This window comes from Arthrobacter sp. UYNi723, from assembly GCF_054057635.1.
In genome coordinates this window covers 233,447-251,020 of the sequence record NZ_JBSRZM010000002.1, presented here as the reverse complement: position 1 = coordinate 251,020, position 17,574 = coordinate 233,447, and the positions used below count along the sequence as shown (strand labels likewise).

The window sequence follows — 17,574 nt, the reverse complement described above, 5'->3', positions numbered from 1 at the left end:
GCGCCGGTCACCCGGAAGCTACGTGCCGACGTCGCGCCTGTTCACCGCGAACGCGGCCACGGCCACCAGCGCCGCCGAAATTCCCCAGAGCCACCCTGCCGCGGCCCAGTCCGCGCCGTTGGCCACCGGGGAATTCCCGTAAGCCCAGTGGTAGGGGCTCAGGTCCAGCAGCCACTCGACGTCCGCGCTCTGCCGGCCGACGGCGTTGAAGACGTAACCGAAAACGCCGACGGCGGCGCCCGCGGCCAGTCCGTACGTCCGCCTGCCGGACACGGCCCCGGCGCAGAGCGCGGCCGTTCCGCTCAGCAGTGCCAGCCCGGCGAACAGCACCGCTGCGCCGAAGAGGTTCTCGGGCCGGATATTCAGCTGGGCCGAATCATTGAGCAGCCGGACCAGCACAAAAACGAAGGCCGCGAGCAGCACTACCCGCAGGAACAGGGACAGCGCTCGTTCCAGCACCACCTGGACGCGGGTCACCCCGTGCGCGAGGGTCAGTTCCAGCTGGCCGGATTCCTCGTCCCCGCCCACCGCGGCGGCGCCCCACCCCACCGATGCGATGGTCATCAGCAGGAAGCCGATCAGCCCGAACAGCGTGGCCTGGCTGTACCCGGGACCGGTGGCGATCTGGTCGTAGTTCAGCGCCTTGGTCATCTCGGCCGGGAGGGCGTCGATCATGTCCTGCATCTGCGCGCTCCCGCCGATGGACGGGTACAGCGGCAGATAGAGGAACGTGGCGGCGGCCAGGCCGGCGGCCCACGCCGCCGTGGAGCGCCAGGAATCAAAGAAGGCTCGGCGGAACAGCGGCAGGGTGGTGCTCATCGCTCGGCCTCCGCCGTGCCGGACAATGCCGGGTCCGTGGCTGCAGGAGTTGAGTACATCTTGAGCACCGACTCCTCAAGATCCGGTTCCTCCAGCACCAGGTCGGTCAGCTCCAGGGTGCCCAGGGCCCTGACCAGCGGCTGGATGGCCCCCTCCACGGTGGCCGAAAGGGTGATGCTGCCGCCGGACTCCAGCACCTCAACGTGCCCGACGCCGGGTACCCCACCCAGCAGCGCGCCGGCGTCGTGCGCTGTTATTCCGTTCGCGGTGAACCGGACCTGGCGCACCGCACCTTCCCGAAGCCCGCTCACGGACTCGACGGCGATGATCCGTCCGTCCCGGAGGATCGCCACGGTGTCAGCGGTCTGCTGGACCTCGCTGAGGACGTGGGAGCTGAGGAAGATCGTCTGGCCTTTGTGCTGCGCCTCCCGCATCATGGCGTGGAACTCCTGCTGCACCAGGGGGTCCAGGCCGCTGGTGGGCTCATCGAGGACCAGGAGTTCGGGATCGTGCATAAACGCCTGGACCAGGCCCAGTTTCTGCTTGTTGCCCTTGGACAGCTTGCGGGTGTGGCTGTCCAGGTCCAGGCCCAGCCGTTCGGCCAGCGCATCGATCCTGCCCGGGGCCACCGGACCGCTGATGGCCTGGTAGTGGGCCAGGAGTTTCCGGCCCGTGACCCGGCCCTCGAGGAACAGCTCGCCCGGAAGGTAGCCGATCCGCCGGCGGAGCTCCGGACCGCCCGCCCGGGGGTCCTTGCCCAGGACGCGGACCTCCCCGGACGTGGGGCGGATGATGTCCAGCAGGCAGCGCATGGTGGTGGTCTTGCCGGCGCCGTTCGGGCCGATCACACCGAACACGGAGCCTGCCTCGACGCTGAAATCCACCCCGTGGAGCACCTCGCGCCGGCCGAATTTTTTGGTGAGGGACCGGGCGGAGATAGCCTGGGCCATAAACCCTCCTGTGTGCGGCAGTCAGCGGCTGATGACCCCAAGGGTAGGCCTCACAATGCCCGGTGTACACGGCCCCGCACCGGATATTCCCGATGACGCGGGGAGCGAACAGGGCGCACCCGGCCGGGACATCGGCCTGCGCCTCGCGTACCGTTGAAGGCATGGCTACCGTAGATATCACAGGTGAACAGTTCGCATCGACCATCGAAGGCAACGACATTGTCCTGGTGGACTTCTGGGCTGAATGGTGCGGTCCCTGCAAGCAGTTCGGGCCAACGTACAGCGCCATGTCGGAGAAGCATTCCGACGTACTGTTCACGAAGGTGGACACCGAAGCCCAGCAGCAGCTCGCCGCGGAGGCCGGCATCACGTCCATCCCCACCCTGATGGCGTTCCGCGAAAAAGTACTCGTCTTCTCCCAGCCGGGTGCCCTGAACGCCCAGCAGCTGGAGCAGGTTGTTGACGCGGTCAAGGCCCTGGACATGGACGAGGTTCACGCCCATGTGGCGCGCTCCCAGGCAGAAGCGGCAGCGGCCGCGGAAAGCAACCCGGCCGTCAGCAAGAGCTCGGGTCCGCAGGACGGTTCGCAGATCCCCGACCTGTAATCCTTTCTTAAAACAACGCGGGGTCACATTTCGCCCAATAACTTCGGTTCTTTGGGCGAAATGTGACCCCGCGTTGTGGTTTGCGGAGGGTTACAGACGGTCCATCTGCACGGGTTCGGCCAGCAGCGCGCTGAGGGATTCGTTCAGGTCCTGGACGGCGGTGCCCTTGGAGTGCTTCGCCAGCAGTTCCTCGGATTCCCACTGTTCGGTGAGGACCAGCTTCTCTTCGGTGGCTTCGGTCAGCTCGTAGCGGATGCAGCCAGCTTCGTTGACCACCTCGTCGATGGCGATTTCCAGGGCGAGCTTCACACGGAAGAACTCGCCGTCGTTGGGGATGAACGTTGCCTGCAGGTCGATGGGTGCACTCATGGATTTCACAATACCGGGACTCGGCATACACGCCCGCCCTGTTTACGCGCGGACACCCTCCTGTTGCGCTTCTCTTGCCCGGCTCCTGTTGGTAGCGTGCCACCATGCGCGCTTACACAGCCGGGGACACTGACGTCCCGCTCCTCGAGGAAACCATCGGCCGGAACTTTGAACGGGTGGTGGCCCGGTTCCCCTTCCACGACGCGCTGATCGAGGCCGCGCCGGTCCCGGGCGCTGACGCCCGCCGCTGGAGCTACACGAAAATGAACGACGACGTCGATCGCCTCGCGCGTGCACTGCTCGCCTCGGGGGTGGCCAAGGGGGACCGGGTGGGCATCTGGAGCCCGAACTGCGCCGAGTGGACCCTGCTGCAGTACGCCACGGCTAAAGCCGGTGCCATCCTGGTCAACGTGAACCCGGCCTACCGGAGCCACGAGCTGGAGTTTGTGGTGAAGCAGAACGGCATGCGGATGCTGGTGGCGGCACCGTCGGACCGGAACAGCGATTACGTGGGGATGGCCCGCCAAGCACTCGCCGGCTGCCCCGACCTCCGGGAGCTGGTGTTCCTGCCGGATTACGGCATGGACGGCCTCGACGCCGGTGACCCCCAAAGTGATGCGGAGCTGACGTACGCCGAGCTGCTCAAACGGGCTGACGGCGTCGGCCATTCCGGCCTGAAGGCGCGGATGGCGGAGCTGGCCCCGCACGATCCCATCAACCTGCAGTACACCTCCGGGACCACCGGCTTCCCCAAGGGCGCCACACTGACGCACCACAACATCCTGAACAACGGCTACTCCATCGGTGAGCTGCTGGGCTACACCGAGCACGACCGGGTGGTGATTCCGGTGCCGTTCTACCACTGCTTCGGGATGGTGATCGGCAATCTGGCAGCCCTCAGCCACGGTGCGGCCACCATCATCCCCGGGCGCGGCTTCAGCCCGGCGGCCGCGCTGGAGGCGGTCCAGGACTTCGGCGGGACATCGCTGTACGGCGTGCCCACCATGTTCATCGCGGAGCTGGCGCTGCCGGACTTTTCCTCCTACGACCTGGCCACGCTCCGCACCGGCGTCATGGCGGGATCGGTGTGCCCCATCGATGTAATGAACCGGGTGATCTCGGAGATGCACATGGTGGATGTGGCCATCTGCTACGGCATGACCGAGACCTCCCCGGTGTCCACCATGACCCGGAACGGTGACACGCTGCAGCATCGCACCGAGACCGTGGGCCGCACCATGCCGCGGCTGGAAAGCCAGATCGTGGACCCCGGCACCGGCGAGGTGCTGGAGCGCGGCGAGATCGGCGAGCTGTGCACCCGGGGTTACGCCGTGATGGCCGGGTACTGGGACCAGCCGGACAGGACCGCGGAGGCCATCGACGCCGACCGCTGGATGCACACCGGCGACCTCGCCCGGATGGACGACGAGGGCTACGTGGTGATCGAAGGCCGCATCAAGGACCTGGTGATCCGCGGCGGCGAGAACATCTACCCGCGCGAGATCGAGGAGTTCCTGTACAGCCACCCGTCCATCCAGGACGTGCAGGTGATCGGGGTGCCCGATGCCAAGTACGGCGAGGAACTCATGGCCTGCATCATCGTCAAGCCCGGCGCGGACCCGCTGGACGCGGCCGCCGTCGCCGACTTCTGCCGCGGGAAGCTGGCACACTACAAGATCCCGCGCTACGTGGACGTCCGCGAAAGTTTCCCCATGACCGTTTCCGGGAAGATCCGCAAGGTGGAGATGCGCGAGGAAGCCGTGGCCCGTCTGGGCCTCTGACGCCAACGCGGGGTCACTTTCCGCCCGATAGTTCGACTTCTTTGGGCAAGGAGTGACCCCGCGTCGCTGGGTGTGCGGGTGCCCTGTGGATAACTTCAGACGCTGTTCCTTCCCGGGGCGCACAATTGGTGCCATGGTTACTGCGAAGCCGCTCCCTGAGGATCTCGCCAAGGCTCCCTTCACGGTCTATCAGGCACGAGACCTGGGTGTTGCACCAAAGCGTTTGCACGCGAAGGACCTGGTTGGCGCCGGGCGGCTGATCCGGGCGCACGCCGGCCGGGACGTTTCCCTGATTGATCGGGTGCGAGTGCTTTGCGCTGCCACCCCGGACGCCTGGGTGTCCCACGAGACAGCGGCTATTTTCTTCGATTTGGGCCTTCCTCCCTGGCTGGGCCAGGAGCCGCGCGTCCACCTCAGCAAGCCGCACGGATTGCCCAGGGTTCGGCGGGCCGGCGTCATCGGTCATCGCGTGCACGTGATTCCGGGTGAAGTCGTAGAGATTGATGGGATCAGGGTTAGCGGGCCGCCTCGGACGTGGCTTGACCTGGCACAACAGCTACCGCTGCGATATCTCGTGGCCATGGGAGACCAACTGATCCGCACGCCGCGGCCGGCGTTGGAGTTCCGCAGCGTGCCGTTTGCCTATAAAGAAGGACTGCGCCTGTTGATCCGGCAGCATCCCAACATGCAAGGCGTTGAAAAGGCGCGGCTGGCGCTGGATGAGATGCGGGTTGGGTCGGACTCGTTCCCCGAAACGTTCCTTCGGCTGGCGCTCCTGGACGCGCACTTGCCTGAACCCGAATTGCAGCTCCGTCTTGATCCCGACAATCCGAGGTCGCCCGCAGCCGACCTTGGTTACCGAAAGCACCGGATCGCGGTGCAGTACGACGGCGCGCAACACCGAACGAGGGAACAGCAGTCGCGGGATAACCGCCGCGACGAATTTTTCATCAGCGCCGGCTGGTCCTATTTCAAGCCGAACGCAGACGACCTCGCCGACGGTTTTCGGGAGCTCGTCGCCAGAATCAAACGAGCACACCGCTCCCACTAAATCCCGGGGTCACTTTTGGCCCGATAATCGGGGTTTATCGGGCCAGAAGTGACCCCGCGTTGCATCGGCGGGCGGGGCTTCAGCTGATGTTGCGGTTGATGGCCCGCACACCCACTACAAGCCCGACGGCGGCCGTCACCGATGCGGCGAGGAGGCCCAGGAGCGTGTCGGTCCCGACGCTGCCGGCAAACAGCTCCCGCTCGGCGTTGACCAGGTAGGTCAGCGGGTTGAAGAGGCTGGCGGTCTTCATCCAGTCCGGCCCGGCCTCGATGGGCCGCATAATGCCGGACAGGATCATCAGCGGGAAGAGCAGCGTCTGCTGCACGCCCCAGAAGATCCACTCCTTGTTCTGCGATACCAGGGCCAGCGCGTAGGAGAGGGCGCCGAGCCCGATCCCGAAGATCCCCAGGATGACCAGGCCGAACACCACGTGCAGCGGGTAGAACACAAAGCCGAACGGGATGCAGACCAAGGCGATCAGCAGACCCTGCACCACCAGCGGCGCCCATTCCTTCAGCGCCCGCCCGATCATCAGCGACGAGCGGGAGAGCGGCGTGGCCAGGATCCGCTCATAAGAACCGGTCATCAGCTCGTACTGCAAGTTGGAGCCCGTCATGGACGTGCCGAACAGGGCAATCATGACCACGACGCCGGGCAGGAACCACTGCAGCGTGGACTGGCCGCCGAACGCCGGAGCGCCCACGGCCGCACCGAGCAACGGGCCGAAGAGGCCCAGGAACACGAGCGGCTGGAGCAGCGAAAAGACCAGCGAGAAGGGGTCCCGCAGCGGCAGCAGCATCTCGCGCCAAAAGACGAATCTGGTGTCATGCAGGATCTGGACCAGGCCTGGCTTTTCCAGGACCTCGGTGCTTTGCACAGCCATTAGCGGTTTGCTCCTTCCCGCAGATTGCGGCCGGTCAGCTCCAGGAACACATCGTCCAGGGTGGGCGGTTTCAGCTCCAGGGACTGGGCGGGAGCGCCGGCGTCGTTCATTTCTTGCAGCAGCGCCGGTGCCAGCCGTGCGCCTTCGGTGAGCCGGAGGCGGAAGCGGACCACGCCGTCGTACGAGTTTTCGTTGACCTCACCGCCCGCGGCGGCCCGCCTCAGCAGCCCGCGCACACCCGCGGCGGAATCCGCCGCCACCTCGACGGCAAGCAGGTCACCGGCCAGGTTGGCCTTCAGCCGGGCGGCTGTGTCATCGGCGATGATCTGCCCGTGGTCAATCACAATCACGCGCTCGGACATCAAATCGGCCTCGTCCATGTAGTGCGTGGTCAGGACGATGGTGGTGCCGTGCTCGGCGCGCAACCGCATGATGTGGTCCCACAGGTTGGCCCGGTTCTGCGGGTCCATGCCGGTGGACGGTTCATCCAGGAACAGCAGCCGCGGGGAGTGCATCAGCCCCAGCGCCACGTCCATCCGCCGCCGCTGCCCGCCGGACAGCTTGACCACGGTGCGTTTGGCGAGGTCGGCCAGGTCCATGGACGCCAGGAGCTCCTGTGCCCGGGCAGCGGCATCCGTGGAGTTCATACCGTAGAAGCGGCCCTGCATGATCAGTTCGTCGATGACCCGGAAGCTGTGGCCGCCGCCGTTGCCCTGGCCGATGTAGCCGATCCGGGCGCGTACGCCGGCCGGGTCCGCTGCGACGTCCACCCCCGCGACAGTTGCCGTGCCGGAAGTGGGCCGGAGCAGCGTGGTGAGCATGCGCAGGGTGGTGGATTTGCCCGCGCCGTTCGGGCCTAGGAAAGCCACAAGCTCGCCCGGGGCAACATCGATGTCGACTCCCTTGACGGCTTCTACCGTTTCCTTCTTGACGGTGAATGTCTTGGTCAGTTTGTCGGTGTGGATCATGGGTGACTCCAGAGAATGCGGAATTCCGGGGCTCTGGTGCGGGCTCCATGGCGCCACGCTATACCCATCCGCGGCCCGAGTCCACGGCGGAACCGTCAGTGCCGGCGGTGGTCCTGGATGGTCATCCGCGGCCCGAACGTCGGTTTGCGGAAGCCGCTCAGGCCGATCATCCGGACCACCCGCTGCCGGTGCCCGGTCCACGGCTCAAGCAAGGCCAGCATGCCGGCGTCGTCCGTCCGGCGGCCGGTGAGGGCGGCACCCACATAGGCGGCGAGGTGGTAGTCGCCCACCGCGATGGAGTCCGGGCAGCCGTGCGTACGCTGTACCACTTCGGCCGCGGTCCACACCCCGATGCCGGGGATCACCTGCAGCTTTGCTGCCGCCTCCACTGCTGGCAAGGCGGCCAGCCGTTCAAGCGCGACGGCGGATCGCAGGGCCCGCATAACGGTCGCCGAACGCTGGGGTCCCACGCCGGCCTGGTGCCATTCCCACGAGGGGATGCGCAGCCACTGCTCAGGGGTGGGCTGGAGGCGGAGCCCTTCCGGCGCCGCGCTTCCGGCCGCCGGAGCCGGCGAGCCGAACCGGTACATCAGGTACCGGTAGCCGCGGCGGGCCTCAATAACGGTGACCTTCTGCTCGAGGATAGTGGGCACGAGGCAATCAACCACCCGCCCGGTGGAGGGCAGCCGGACAGCCAGGTTCCGGCGTCGGGCGTCACGGACCATCCGGGGGAGCGTGGCCTGGAAGGCGGGATCGTCAAACGCCGACCAGTCGTCCTCGGCGCCCAGGAGCCGGGGCACGCCGGCGAGTCCGGCGGCGGAACCGGGACCCCAGGCCTGCGCGTCAACAGCGGCGTCAACAGCCCTATCCGCGGCAGCGGTGAGGCGGAGCGTGACCGGGCCGTCCGGCGTCGTAAACGCCGTCCATAACCCGTCCGGCCCGAACGAAAACGACGGATCTCCGGTACCCCGCAGGAGAGTGCCCAGCGTCTGGTGCAGGCTGTACGGGCCGTCCGGATGCCAGCGCAGGGACGCATCCGCGGCGGCGGCAAGCCGGGCGGGGGCGTCAAGGATGGTCATGTATTCATGGTCCCACGGTGGGCTGACAAGGTAGCTTCCGGAGCCCCTTACAGACCGAAGATGCCAGGACTAGACTCCATCGTGGGGCGCGGGGCGTCCGCGCCTTCCCCTCGCATTCATCCGCGCCTTCCCCTCGCATTCAAAGGAGCATGCTGTGGCTGGAGTTGTGCATTTCGAGATTCCCTCCGATGACAAGGAACGCGCCAACACCTTTTACCAAAGCGCGTTTGGCTGGACCCTGACCCCCATGCAGGAGATGGACTACACGATCGCCATCACCACGCCGTCGGACGAACAGACAGGTCTGCCAAGCGCGCCAGGGGCCATCAACGGGGCCCTGTTCCCCCGCACGGACAACCTCAAGAGCCCCATCATCACCATCGATGTGGAGGACGTGGACGCCGCGCTGGCGCAGGTCGAATCCGCTGGAGGTACTGTCGCCCAGGCCAAGGACGCCGTTCCGGGAATGGGCTATTACGCCTATTTCACGGACACCGAAGGCAACACCATGGGCCTCTGGCAGACAGATTCCTCGGCAGGGAGCTGAGCCCCGGGCAGGACCTGCGGCGGCAGGCGGTAACTTTGTACCTATGAAGTACGCGCAGTCCGTCCTGGACCTCATCGGTAACACGCCGCTCATCAAGCTCAACCACGTGACGGAAGGCCTCAAAGCCACAGTCCTGGTCAAGCTGGAATACATCAATCCCGGCGGTTCCATCAAGGACCGCATCGCGGTGAAAATGATCGAAGAGGCCGAACGGACCGGCAAGCTCCTGCCCGGCGGGACCATCGTCGAGCCGACGTCGGGCAACACCGGCGTGGGCCTGGCGCTCGTCGCCCAGCAAAAGGGCTACAAATGCATCTTCGTGGTGCCGGATAAGGTGGGCGAGGACAAGCGCGCCGTGCTTCAGGCATACGGCGCCGAAGTCGTGGTCACGCCCACGTCCGTGGCCCCGGACAGCCCACAGAGCTACTACAGCGTCTCGGACCGACTGGTCACGGAAATTCCGGGCGCCTACAAGCCCGACCAGTTCTCCAACCCGGCCGCCCCCGGCAGCCACTACGAGACCACGGGGCCGGAAATCTGGCAGGACACGGACGGCCGGGTCACGCACTGCGTGATCGGCGCCGGCACCGGCGGCACCATAACGGGCACCGGCCGTTTCCTCAAGGAGATCTCGGCGGACCGTGCGGAGGCCGACGGCGGCCGGGTCAGGATCATCGGGGCGGACCCCGAAGGTTCGGTGTACTCCGGCGGCACCGGGCGCCCGTACTTCGTCGAGGGCGTGGGCGAGGACATGTGGCCGGCCAACTACGACAAATCCGTCCCGGACGATGTCATTGCCGTCTCCGACGCCGATTCCTTCGCCATGACCCGGCGGCTGGCCCGCGAGGAAGGGCTGCTGGTGGGCGGCTCGTCCGGCATGGCGGTGGTGGCTGCGCTGCAGACCGCCCGCGACCTCCCGGAAAGCGCCGTGGTGGTGGTCATCCTCCCGGACTCCGGCCGCGGCTACCTGGCCAAGATCTTTAACGACCAGTGGATGCGTTCCTACGGTTTCCTCTCTGGCGGCGAAGAAGCCTCAGTGGGCGAGGTCATCAAGTCCAAGACCGGCGAGCTGCCGGACCTGGTGCACATCCACCCCAACGAGACCGTCCGCGACGTCATCAACATCATGAACGAGTTCGGTGTCAGCCACATCCCGGTCCTCTCGCAGGAACCGCCGGTGGTGATGGGCGAGGTCCTCGGCGCTGTGGATGAGCGCAGCCTGACCTCCAAGCTGTTCCGCGGCGAAGCCAAGCTGACGGACAAGATCTCCGAGCACATGGGCCCCCGCCTGCCGGTCATCGGCTCGCTGGAAACCATCTCCGCAGCCCGCGAGCTGCTCTCCGACGTGGACACCGTGATGGTGACATTCGTCGGCGCCCCCGTGGGAATCCTCACCCGCCATGACCTCCTCGCCTACCTCAGCAACTAGCTAAAGGAACTCCATGTCTGTTTCTGAAAACCAGGGTTTCAACACGCGCGCCGTCCACGCCGGCCAGGCCTTCGAGCCCCGCACCGGTGCCGTGGTTCCGCCGGTGCACTTCAGCTCCACGTACGCCCAGGACGGCATCGGCGGGCTCCGCGACGGTTACGAATACGGCCGTGGCACCAACCCAACCCGTGACTCCCTGCAGGAGCAGCTCGCGGCGCTCGAAGGCGGAAGCCACGCGTACTCCTTCAGCTCCGGCCTCGCGGCGGAGGACTCCCTGATCCGGGCGCTGACCCGGCCCGGCGACCACATCGTGCTCGGCAACGACGCCTACGGCGGCACGTACCGGCTCATCAACCGCGTGCTCGGCGACTGGGGGATCGGCAACACCCCCGTGGACATGGCGGACCTGGACGCGGTCCGCAAAGCCGTGGCCGCGAACAAGACCCGCTTCGTCTGGGTGGAAACCCCCTCCAACCCGCTGATGAAGATCACCGACATCGAGGCGCTCGCCGCAATAGCGCACGACGCCGGGGCCCTCCTCGTGGTGGACAACACCTTCGCGTCGCCCTACCTGCAGACCCCGCTCGCCCTGGGTGCCGACGTCGTGGTCCACTCCACCACCAAGTACATCGGCGGGCACTCCGACGTGGTGGGCGGCGCCATTGTGGTCAACGACGCGGAGCTCGCGGAGAAGATCGGCTTTGTGCAGTTCGCCGTGGGCGCGGTGTCCGGCCCGATGGACGCGTTCCTCACCACCCGCGGCCTGAAGACGCTCGGCGTGCGCATGGACCGGCACAGCGACAACGGCCAGGCCGTGGCCGAATGGCTGCTCGAGCGCCCCGAAGTGGAAGCCGTCCTGTACCCGGGCCTGCCCTCCCACCCAGGCCACGAGCTGGCGAAGAAGCAGATGAAGAAGTTCGGCGGCATGGTGTCCGTCCAGTTCAAGGGCGGCGAGGCGGCGGCCCGCACAGTCGCGGAAAACACCTCCGTGTTTACGCTGGCGGAATCCCTGGGCGGCATCGAATCGCTGATGAACTACCCCTCTGAGATGACCCACGCATCGGTCAAGGGCACGGAACTTGCGGTTCCGGTCAACCTGATCCGGCTCTCCTGCGGCATCGAGGACGTGGAAGACCTCATTGCGGACCTGGAGCGGGCCTTCACCTTCCTCAAGTAGCGCCGCGCTCCAGCCAAAAAGGTACCCTGGCTTTCTTCAAGAAAGGTAGCTAGGGTGCCTTTATGGTACTCCGCTCCGACTGGTCCCAGCGCAACTGCAGCATGGCACGAGGTCTCGACATTTTGGGTGACCCCTGGAGCATACTGGTGCTCCGCGAGGTCTTTTTCGGCAACGGGCGTTTCGACGCCATGAAGTCCCGGCTCGCCGTCGCGGACTCGGTGCTCACGAGGCGCCTGGCGGGTCTGGTGGAGTCGGGGCTGCTCGAAAGGAAGGCGTACGACGACGGCGGCCGCCCCCGCCAGGAGTACGTCCTGACTCCTAGGGGAGAGGACGCCCTCCCTGTCCTGAACGCCGTGGTTATGTGGGCGGAAAAGCACCTCCCGGCACCCTCGGACCAGGCCCACATGTTTGTGATCCATTCCGGCTGCGGCCAGCGGACCAGCTCCGCGGACACGTGCACCGGCTGCGGGGAACGGCTCACGGCCGCGAACACCAGCTGGCACAGCCTCACCCGGACGGATGCGCCCGTGCAACTGGCCACTTCCGCATGAGCGCCACCGAAACAACCCGCCGCCGACGCCTGCACCCCGCCTGGATCGTCGCTGCTGTCGCCTTCCTGGCCCTTGTGGGAGCCGCCGGATTCCGTGCTGCCCCGGGTGTCCTCATGGTGCCGCTGCAGCAGGAGTTCGGCTGGTCCACCACCGTTCTGTCCGCAGCCGTCAGCATCAACCTGGTGCTGTTCGGCCTGACCGCCCCCTTCGCCGCGGCCCTGATGGAACGGTTCGGGATCCGCGCCGTCACCGCCACCGCCTTGGTGATGATCGGCGCCGGCAGCGCGCTTACGGTTCTTGTCACCGAGTCCTGGCAGATTCTCCTGACCTGGGGACTGCTCATCGGCCTCGGCACGGGCTCCATGGCCCTCGTCTTCGCCGCCACCATCGCGAACACCTGGTTCTCCAAGAGCCGGGGCCTGGTGATCGGCATCCTGACCGCCGGCAGCGCCGCGGGCCAGCTGGTCTTCCTGCCGTTCATCGCCATGCTGGCCCAGGATCCGGGCTGGCGGCAGGCCTCGCTGCTGATCGCCGCCGGCGCGCTGGCGGTGGTTCCGCTGGTACTGAAGTTCCTCAAAAACTCACCGGCCGACGTCGGTGCCTTGCCTTACGGTGAAGCGGCACCTGAGGAGGGGACGGCTGAGTCCACCGCTGCGGCAGCGGACCCCGTGGACAGCGGCCGGAGCAGCAACGCCGCAGTGCGCGCCCTCCAGGTGCTCAAGCGGGCCAGCAAAGTGCGGACATTCTGGGCGCTGGTGGCCGGTTTTGCGATCTGCGGAGCCACCACGAACGGGCTGATCGGCACCCACTTCATCCCCTCCGCCCACGACCACGGCATGCCCGAAACCACCGCAGCTGGGCTGCTCGCCGTCGTCGGGATCTTTGACATCGTGGGCACCATCGCCTCAGGCTGGCTGACCGACCGGTACAACCCCAAAATCCTGCTTGCCGTGTATTACCAGTTCCGGGGGATCGGCCTGCTGGTGCTGCCGCTGCTCCTGAGCGCCACCGTCCAGCCGAGCATGATTGTTTTTGTGGTGATCTACGGCCTGGACTGGGTGGCGACGGTACCGCCCACCGCGGCAATCTGCCGGAAAACGTTCGGCGCGGACGGCAGTGTGGTGTTCGGCTGGGTGTTCGCGGCCCACCAACTGGGTGCGGCCGCCGCTGCCCTCGGCGCCGGCGCCATCCGGGACGCCACCGGCCAGTACACCTACGCCTGGTTCGGCGCGGCTGCCATGTGCACCATCGCCGCCGTGATCAGCGCGACCATCCGCAAGGACGCAGGCGCCAAGGAACCCGTCCCGGTCGGAGCTGCGTAACCCGGTCCGGAACGCGTCGAGATGGCACTTCGCGGCAGTCGCGGCGCCTGACATTGCCGCGAAATGCCATCTCGGCGCCTCTAGCCGGCAGTCCCGATGCGCAGCGTCAGCGTGCGGGCCTCCGGACGAAGCGCGAAGTCCGGCCAGACGTCCGGACCGCAGGCCCGTGAACCCAAACCGTGCTGGGCGGCGTCCAGGTAGAGGTAGCTGCACTCACTCCGGGGCAACTCGTGGGGATGGGCGGCGGCGCTGACCTCCTGCGCGGTGTGACGGGCCAAGGTGAAACCGGGCCGGCGCCCGCGGGCATCCGCCACCGTCTCGATCCTCAGCCACGGTGCACCCGCGTTGTTCAGCTCAAGTGAACGCACGGCACTGCGGTGCCCGCTCTCCTGGGGCTTCGCGTAGGGCACCGTGAGGTCGTCGATGGCTGCCGAATACCGCCCGACCAGTGCCGCGTGCATGCTGTCCGGATACGATTCCCGCGGCCCGGCGCCGAACCAGGAGGCGCCGTCCACGGAACCGGGCAGATCGAACCGGACCCCGATGCGCGGCCAGATCATGTCCCAACCCGCGCTGGGAACGATGTCCAGGCGCAGCCACAGCTCCCCATTGGTGAGCTGCCACTGCTCTTCGACCGTCACGGAGTCGGCGCTGTCCGCAGGCGCGTACCGTGTCCGGACCGCCACGCCTGATTCGTTCGCCGCGACCTTTTCCACACGGGCAGTCAGGCGGTCCAGGCCGGCTTTGCGCCACACCTCGGCAGACGGCGGGGCCGGCACGCCGTTTCCGTTGTTCAGCCACGGGTCGGCGAGATCATAACTGCCGTGGCCCGCTCCGCCGTCATTGTCCGTCGGTGCACGCCAGAGCTCCAGGCGGGGACCGGCCACGGACAGGCCGCCCAGTGACACGAGCCCGCCCTCCTCGAAGACCGCGGGTCCGAGGGTTACCGTATCGGCTCCAGCGGAACCGGCACCCGCAGACTGGGCTTCCAGGGTGCCTGTCCTGCCGGCGGAAGCCAGCGGCCGCGGCGCTTGAACCGGTGCCGCAGGCGCCGTGAGATCCAGCTGGGCGGCTGAAATCACGTGCCCGGCCTGAGCCCAGCCGGTGTCCTTGCGGAGCACGGCTTCAACGGTGAGCCAGTGCTCGCCGCTCCCTGGGACAGCAAACCCCGGCAACTCCAGGGTCATTGATTCGCCTGCCGCAAGAGCCCTGCCGGAGCTGCCGGCCACTGCCAGTTCGCCCGAGTCGCTGCGGACCCCATCCACTTCCGTCCGCCACTGGAGCACGACGTCGGACGCATCCGCCGAGTGCCGCAGGTTGGCGACTGTGACGAATTGCCGCGTACCGCCGTCGGACGCTGTTCCATTGGGCACCTCGGTGCCCAGGCTCAAACGGATCGGCGCCACGATCTGCTTGTATTCGAACAGCCCCGGACTCGGCGTCGAATCGGAGAGGACCATTCCGTCCATCACGAAGTTGCCGTCGTGGATGACCTCGTTGAAATCGCCGCCATAGGCGAAGAATTCCGTTCCGTCTGCCGTGCGTGTGCGGATGCCGTGGTCACGCCATTCCCAGACGAAGCCACCGTGCAGCCTTGGGTAGCGGTCAACGAGGTCCTCATATTGGTCGATGGCGCCGGGGCCGTTGCCCATCGCATGAACGTACTCGCACAGGATGAAGGGTTTGGTCCGCTGGCGTGCAGACTCGGCGGCGGAACAGCCCAGCAGCAGCGAGCCGGAATCGTCGCGCCCGATCGCCTCGGTCTCGGGGACAGAGGAGTACATTCGCGAATAGACGTCCGTGTAGGCGCCGCTGTAATCACCCTCATAGTGCACGGGGCGTCCGGTGTCGCGGGCATGGGCCCACGCGGCCATGGCGGCGAGGTTGGCGCCCGTGCCGGCCTCGTTGCCGAGCGACCACATAACGATGGAGGGGTGGTTCTTGTCGCGCTCGATGGTGCGCTCGATGCGGTCCACAAAGGCTTCGCGCCAGGCGGGATCGTCGCTGGGATTGCCGGCCCATTGCTGGGCATGGAATCCGTGCGTTTCGAGGTCGCATTCAAGCACCACCCAGAACCCCATTTCATCGGCCAGGTCCAGCAGCCGCGGATGCGGGGGATAGTGGCTGGTGCGGATCGCATTGACGTTGAACTGCTTCATAAGGGCCAGATCGGCGCGGGCGGATTCTTCGTCGAAGACGCGGCCCCGGTCGGGATGGGTCTCGTGACGGTTCATGCCGTGGAACACCACCCGCCGGCCGTTGACCAGAAAGCGGTCGCCCACGATTTCCACCGTGCGGAACCCCAGCCGTAGCGAGAGCGTTTCGGTTCCGCTGCTCACCGTTGCGTCGTACAGCCGAGGGATCTCGGCAGACCACGGTTCGACGGCGTCGATCGCCACCGGGGCAACGTCCGCCGCGGAGGTCCACGTGACGTCCACGCCCAGCTCCGGCACGGACAGCGTCACCGGAAAGGCGTCACCGTTTGCCGTGATTTCAGGGTCAATGGTGCCGGCGCCGGAACCACCGGGGCCGCTGAACGAGGTGCGCAGCCAGACGTCGTCGATGCCGCGCGCAGGCCGTGCCTGGAGCGTCACGTCGCGGAAGATGCCAGGCAGCCACCACTGGTCCTGGTCTTCGAGGTAGCTCGATGCCGACCACTGGTGCACGCGGACGGCCAGCACGTTCGATCCCGGACGCACAGCGTCGGTTACGTCGAACTCCTGGGCCAGCCGGCTCCCGACGCCGACGCCGATCGGCACCCCGTTGACCCATAACTTGTACCGCGACTCGACGCCGTCGAACCTCAGCAGGATCCGTTCGGCTTCGGTCCATGCCTCCGGCAGTTCGAACGTGCGCCGGTAGTCGCCGGTGGGATTCTCGTCGGGGACGTTGGGCGCATCGGTGGGGAAGGGAAAGCGGACATTCGTGTAGATCGGCCGCCCATACCGGCCGTCGCCTTCCAGCACCCAATGGGCTGGGACGGCGATCTCGTCCCACGACGAGTCATCGAACGCCTCCTTAGCGACGCCCTCGACAGCCTCACCGGCGGGCAGGACGCCACGGCCCCCGGGGGTTCCGGGCGCGCCGGCCAGGAGCCGGAAGCGCCAATTGCCGTTGAGCGAGCGGGTGGGAGCGGTCGTGTGCAGCCAGGATCGGGCGGCTGTCCGCCTGCCCGAACCCGGTCCGCGGTCGATGATGTAGGAAACATCGGCGGGGCGCCCGGATGCTGTGGACTGGGACATTACTTGACTGCTCCTTCTGTAAGCCCGCCGCGCCAGAGGCGCTGCAGGACCACCATGGCAAGACTGTGAGGTCCGACACGTCTGGAATCGATACGAGAAAGGCTAACACAAAATTCGAGTAGTGACTCGAATTTTGATTTATCGCACAAATCCGCCTGTACACTGGCTTGCCATGACCACAAACGAGGTGAGCAGGCCCTCCCGGCGGGGACCATATGCGAAGTCGACGGAACGCCGTCACGCGATCCTGGTTGCCGCGCACGCCGTGTTTGCGGCCCACGGGTACCGCGGTGGCTCCCTGCAGGACGTTGCCGACCGCGTTGGAATGAGCCAGACGAGCCTCTTGCATTACTTCCCGACGAAAAGCGATCTGCTGCTTGCCGTGCTCAACTGGCGCGACTCGATCACCGGAGACGGCACAACGCCTCCCGATCCGGAGGAAACGCTGGTTGACGCCGTCATCCGCCAGGCGCGCTTCAACGAAGAAATCCCGGGCGTCATTGAGTTGTACACCGTGCTGTGCGCGGAATCTGTCACGGACGGCCATCCGGGGCGCGAGTACTTCACCGAACGTTTTGAACTGCTGCGGCGGAGTTATGCCCGCCGGTTTACGCAGCTCGCCGGGGAAGGGCGGCTGCGCCCCGGCGTCGTGCCGGAAGCCGCCGCGGCATCATTGATTGCGCTGTGGGACGGCATCCAAACACAGTGGCTGTTGTCGCCCGACAGCGTCGACATGGCAGGGTGCCTGCGTGGCTACCTTGAGCTGGTCATCCTGCCCGAATAACCAACGCGTATATGACC

General features: G+C 66.6%; 16 protein-coding genes. 9 read left to right on the top strand and 7 right to left on the bottom strand.

All coding sequences use genetic code 11. From position 1 onward, the window contains the following. Window positions 1–18: 18 nt before the first annotated feature. Together ACVWY0_RS03080 and ACVWY0_RS03075 are read right to left on the bottom strand one after the other, a co-directional pair. Window positions 19–819 carry an ABC transporter permease subunit gene (locus ACVWY0_RS03080; protein WP_485835367.1) on the bottom strand — a complete coding sequence of 267 codons (801 nt, stop codon included), beginning with the start codon at window positions 817–819 and terminating at the stop codon, window positions 19–21. Next, window positions 816–1,769 (bottom strand): ABC transporter ATP-binding protein, encoded by a 954-nt coding sequence (locus ACVWY0_RS03075; RefSeq protein WP_485835366.1) that lies wholly within the window; start codon window positions 1,767–1,769, stop codon window positions 816–818. The genes ACVWY0_RS03080 and ACVWY0_RS03075 overlap by 4 nt, the downstream gene beginning before the upstream one ends. 161 nt (window positions 1,770–1,930) lie before the next feature. On the opposite strand from ACVWY0_RS03075, the gene ACVWY0_RS03070 reads away from it, so the two are divergent. Continuing rightward, the gene (locus ACVWY0_RS03070) at window positions 1,931–2,374 is read left to right on the top strand and encodes a thioredoxin family protein (RefSeq protein WP_485835365.1); all 444 of its coding nucleotides are present in this window, start codon (window positions 1,931–1,933) and stop codon (window positions 2,372–2,374) included. Between the two features lie 90 nt (window positions 2,375–2,464). Here the strand turns inward: ACVWY0_RS03070 and ACVWY0_RS03065 are convergent, their stop codons facing one another. Beyond that, on the bottom strand, window positions 2,465–2,743 hold the full coding sequence (locus ACVWY0_RS03065) for a putative quinol monooxygenase (RefSeq protein ID WP_485835364.1): 279 nt from the start codon (window positions 2,741–2,743) through the stop codon (window positions 2,465–2,467). Between the two features lie 104 nt (window positions 2,744–2,847). Between ACVWY0_RS03065 and ACVWY0_RS03060 the strand changes: the two genes are divergently transcribed. Both ACVWY0_RS03060 and ACVWY0_RS03055 read left to right on the top strand, forming a co-directional pair. Further along, the gene (locus ACVWY0_RS03060) at window positions 2,848–4,524 is read left to right on the top strand and encodes an AMP-binding protein (protein ID WP_485835363.1); all 1,677 of its coding nucleotides are present in this window, start codon (window positions 2,848–2,850) and stop codon (window positions 4,522–4,524) included. A gap of 133 nt (window positions 4,525–4,657) precedes the next feature. Next, entirely contained in the window at window positions 4,658–5,575 is a 918-nt protein-coding gene (locus ACVWY0_RS03055) for a hypothetical protein (RefSeq protein WP_485835362.1), read from the top strand. 79 nt (window positions 5,576–5,654) lie between these two features. Here the strand turns inward: ACVWY0_RS03055 and ACVWY0_RS03050 are convergent, their stop codons facing one another. From ACVWY0_RS03050 to ACVWY0_RS03040, 3 genes are all read right to left on the bottom strand, one after another. Then, window positions 5,655–6,458: an ABC transporter permease gene (locus ACVWY0_RS03050; RefSeq protein WP_485835361.1), complete on the bottom strand. Its 804-nt coding sequence runs from the start codon at window positions 6,456–6,458 to the stop codon at window positions 5,655–5,657. After that, window positions 6,458–7,426: an ABC transporter ATP-binding protein gene (locus ACVWY0_RS03045; protein WP_485835360.1), complete on the bottom strand. Its 969-nt coding sequence runs from the start codon at window positions 7,424–7,426 to the stop codon at window positions 6,458–6,460. Before ACVWY0_RS03045 ends, ACVWY0_RS03050 begins: the two co-directional genes overlap by 1 nt. Before the next feature lie 95 nt (window positions 7,427–7,521). Beyond that, window positions 7,522–8,505 (bottom strand): DNA-3-methyladenine glycosylase family protein, encoded by a 984-nt coding sequence (locus tag ACVWY0_RS03040; RefSeq protein ID WP_485835359.1) that lies wholly within the window; start codon window positions 8,503–8,505, stop codon window positions 7,522–7,524. Window positions 8,506–8,659: 154 nt separating this feature from the next. On the opposite strand from ACVWY0_RS03040, the gene ACVWY0_RS03035 reads away from it, so the two are divergent. From ACVWY0_RS03035 to ACVWY0_RS03015, 5 genes are all read left to right on the top strand, one after another. Next, window positions 8,660–9,052: a VOC family protein gene (locus tag ACVWY0_RS03035; RefSeq protein ID WP_485835358.1), complete on the top strand. Its 393-nt coding sequence runs from the start codon at window positions 8,660–8,662 to the stop codon at window positions 9,050–9,052. 43 nt (window positions 9,053–9,095) lie between these two features. After that, a complete protein-coding gene (locus ACVWY0_RS03030) occupies window positions 9,096–10,481 on the top strand; it encodes a cystathionine beta-synthase (protein WP_485835357.1) in 1,386 nt (461 codons plus the stop codon). A 13-nt stretch (window positions 10,482–10,494) separates the two neighbouring features. Next, the gene (locus ACVWY0_RS03025; protein WP_485835356.1) at window positions 10,495–11,658 is read left to right on the top strand and encodes a cystathionine gamma-synthase; all 1,164 of its coding nucleotides are present in this window, start codon (window positions 10,495–10,497) and stop codon (window positions 11,656–11,658) included. Window positions 11,659–11,720: 62 nt separating this feature from the next. Beyond that, window positions 11,721–12,209, top strand: a complete 489-nt coding sequence (locus ACVWY0_RS03020; protein WP_485835355.1) for a winged helix-turn-helix transcriptional regulator — start codon at window positions 11,721–11,723, stop codon at window positions 12,207–12,209. Next, the gene (locus tag ACVWY0_RS03015) at window positions 12,206–13,531 is read left to right on the top strand and encodes an MFS transporter (RefSeq protein WP_485835354.1); all 1,326 of its coding nucleotides are present in this window, start codon (window positions 12,206–12,208) and stop codon (window positions 13,529–13,531) included. Before ACVWY0_RS03020 ends, ACVWY0_RS03015 begins: the two co-directional genes overlap by 4 nt. 80 nt (window positions 13,532–13,611) lie before the next feature. On the opposite strand, the gene ACVWY0_RS03010 is transcribed toward ACVWY0_RS03015, so the two are convergent. After that, entirely contained in the window at window positions 13,612–16,773 is a 3,162-nt protein-coding gene (locus ACVWY0_RS03010) for a glycoside hydrolase family 2 TIM barrel-domain containing protein (protein ID WP_485835353.1), read from the bottom strand. A gap of 172 nt (window positions 16,774–16,945) precedes the next feature. Between ACVWY0_RS03010 and ACVWY0_RS03005 the strand changes: the two genes are divergently transcribed. Next, window positions 16,946–17,557, top strand: a complete 612-nt coding sequence (locus ACVWY0_RS03005; protein ID WP_485835352.1) for a TetR/AcrR family transcriptional regulator — start codon at window positions 16,946–16,948, stop codon at window positions 17,555–17,557. Window positions 17,558–17,574 lie beyond the last annotated feature (17 nt).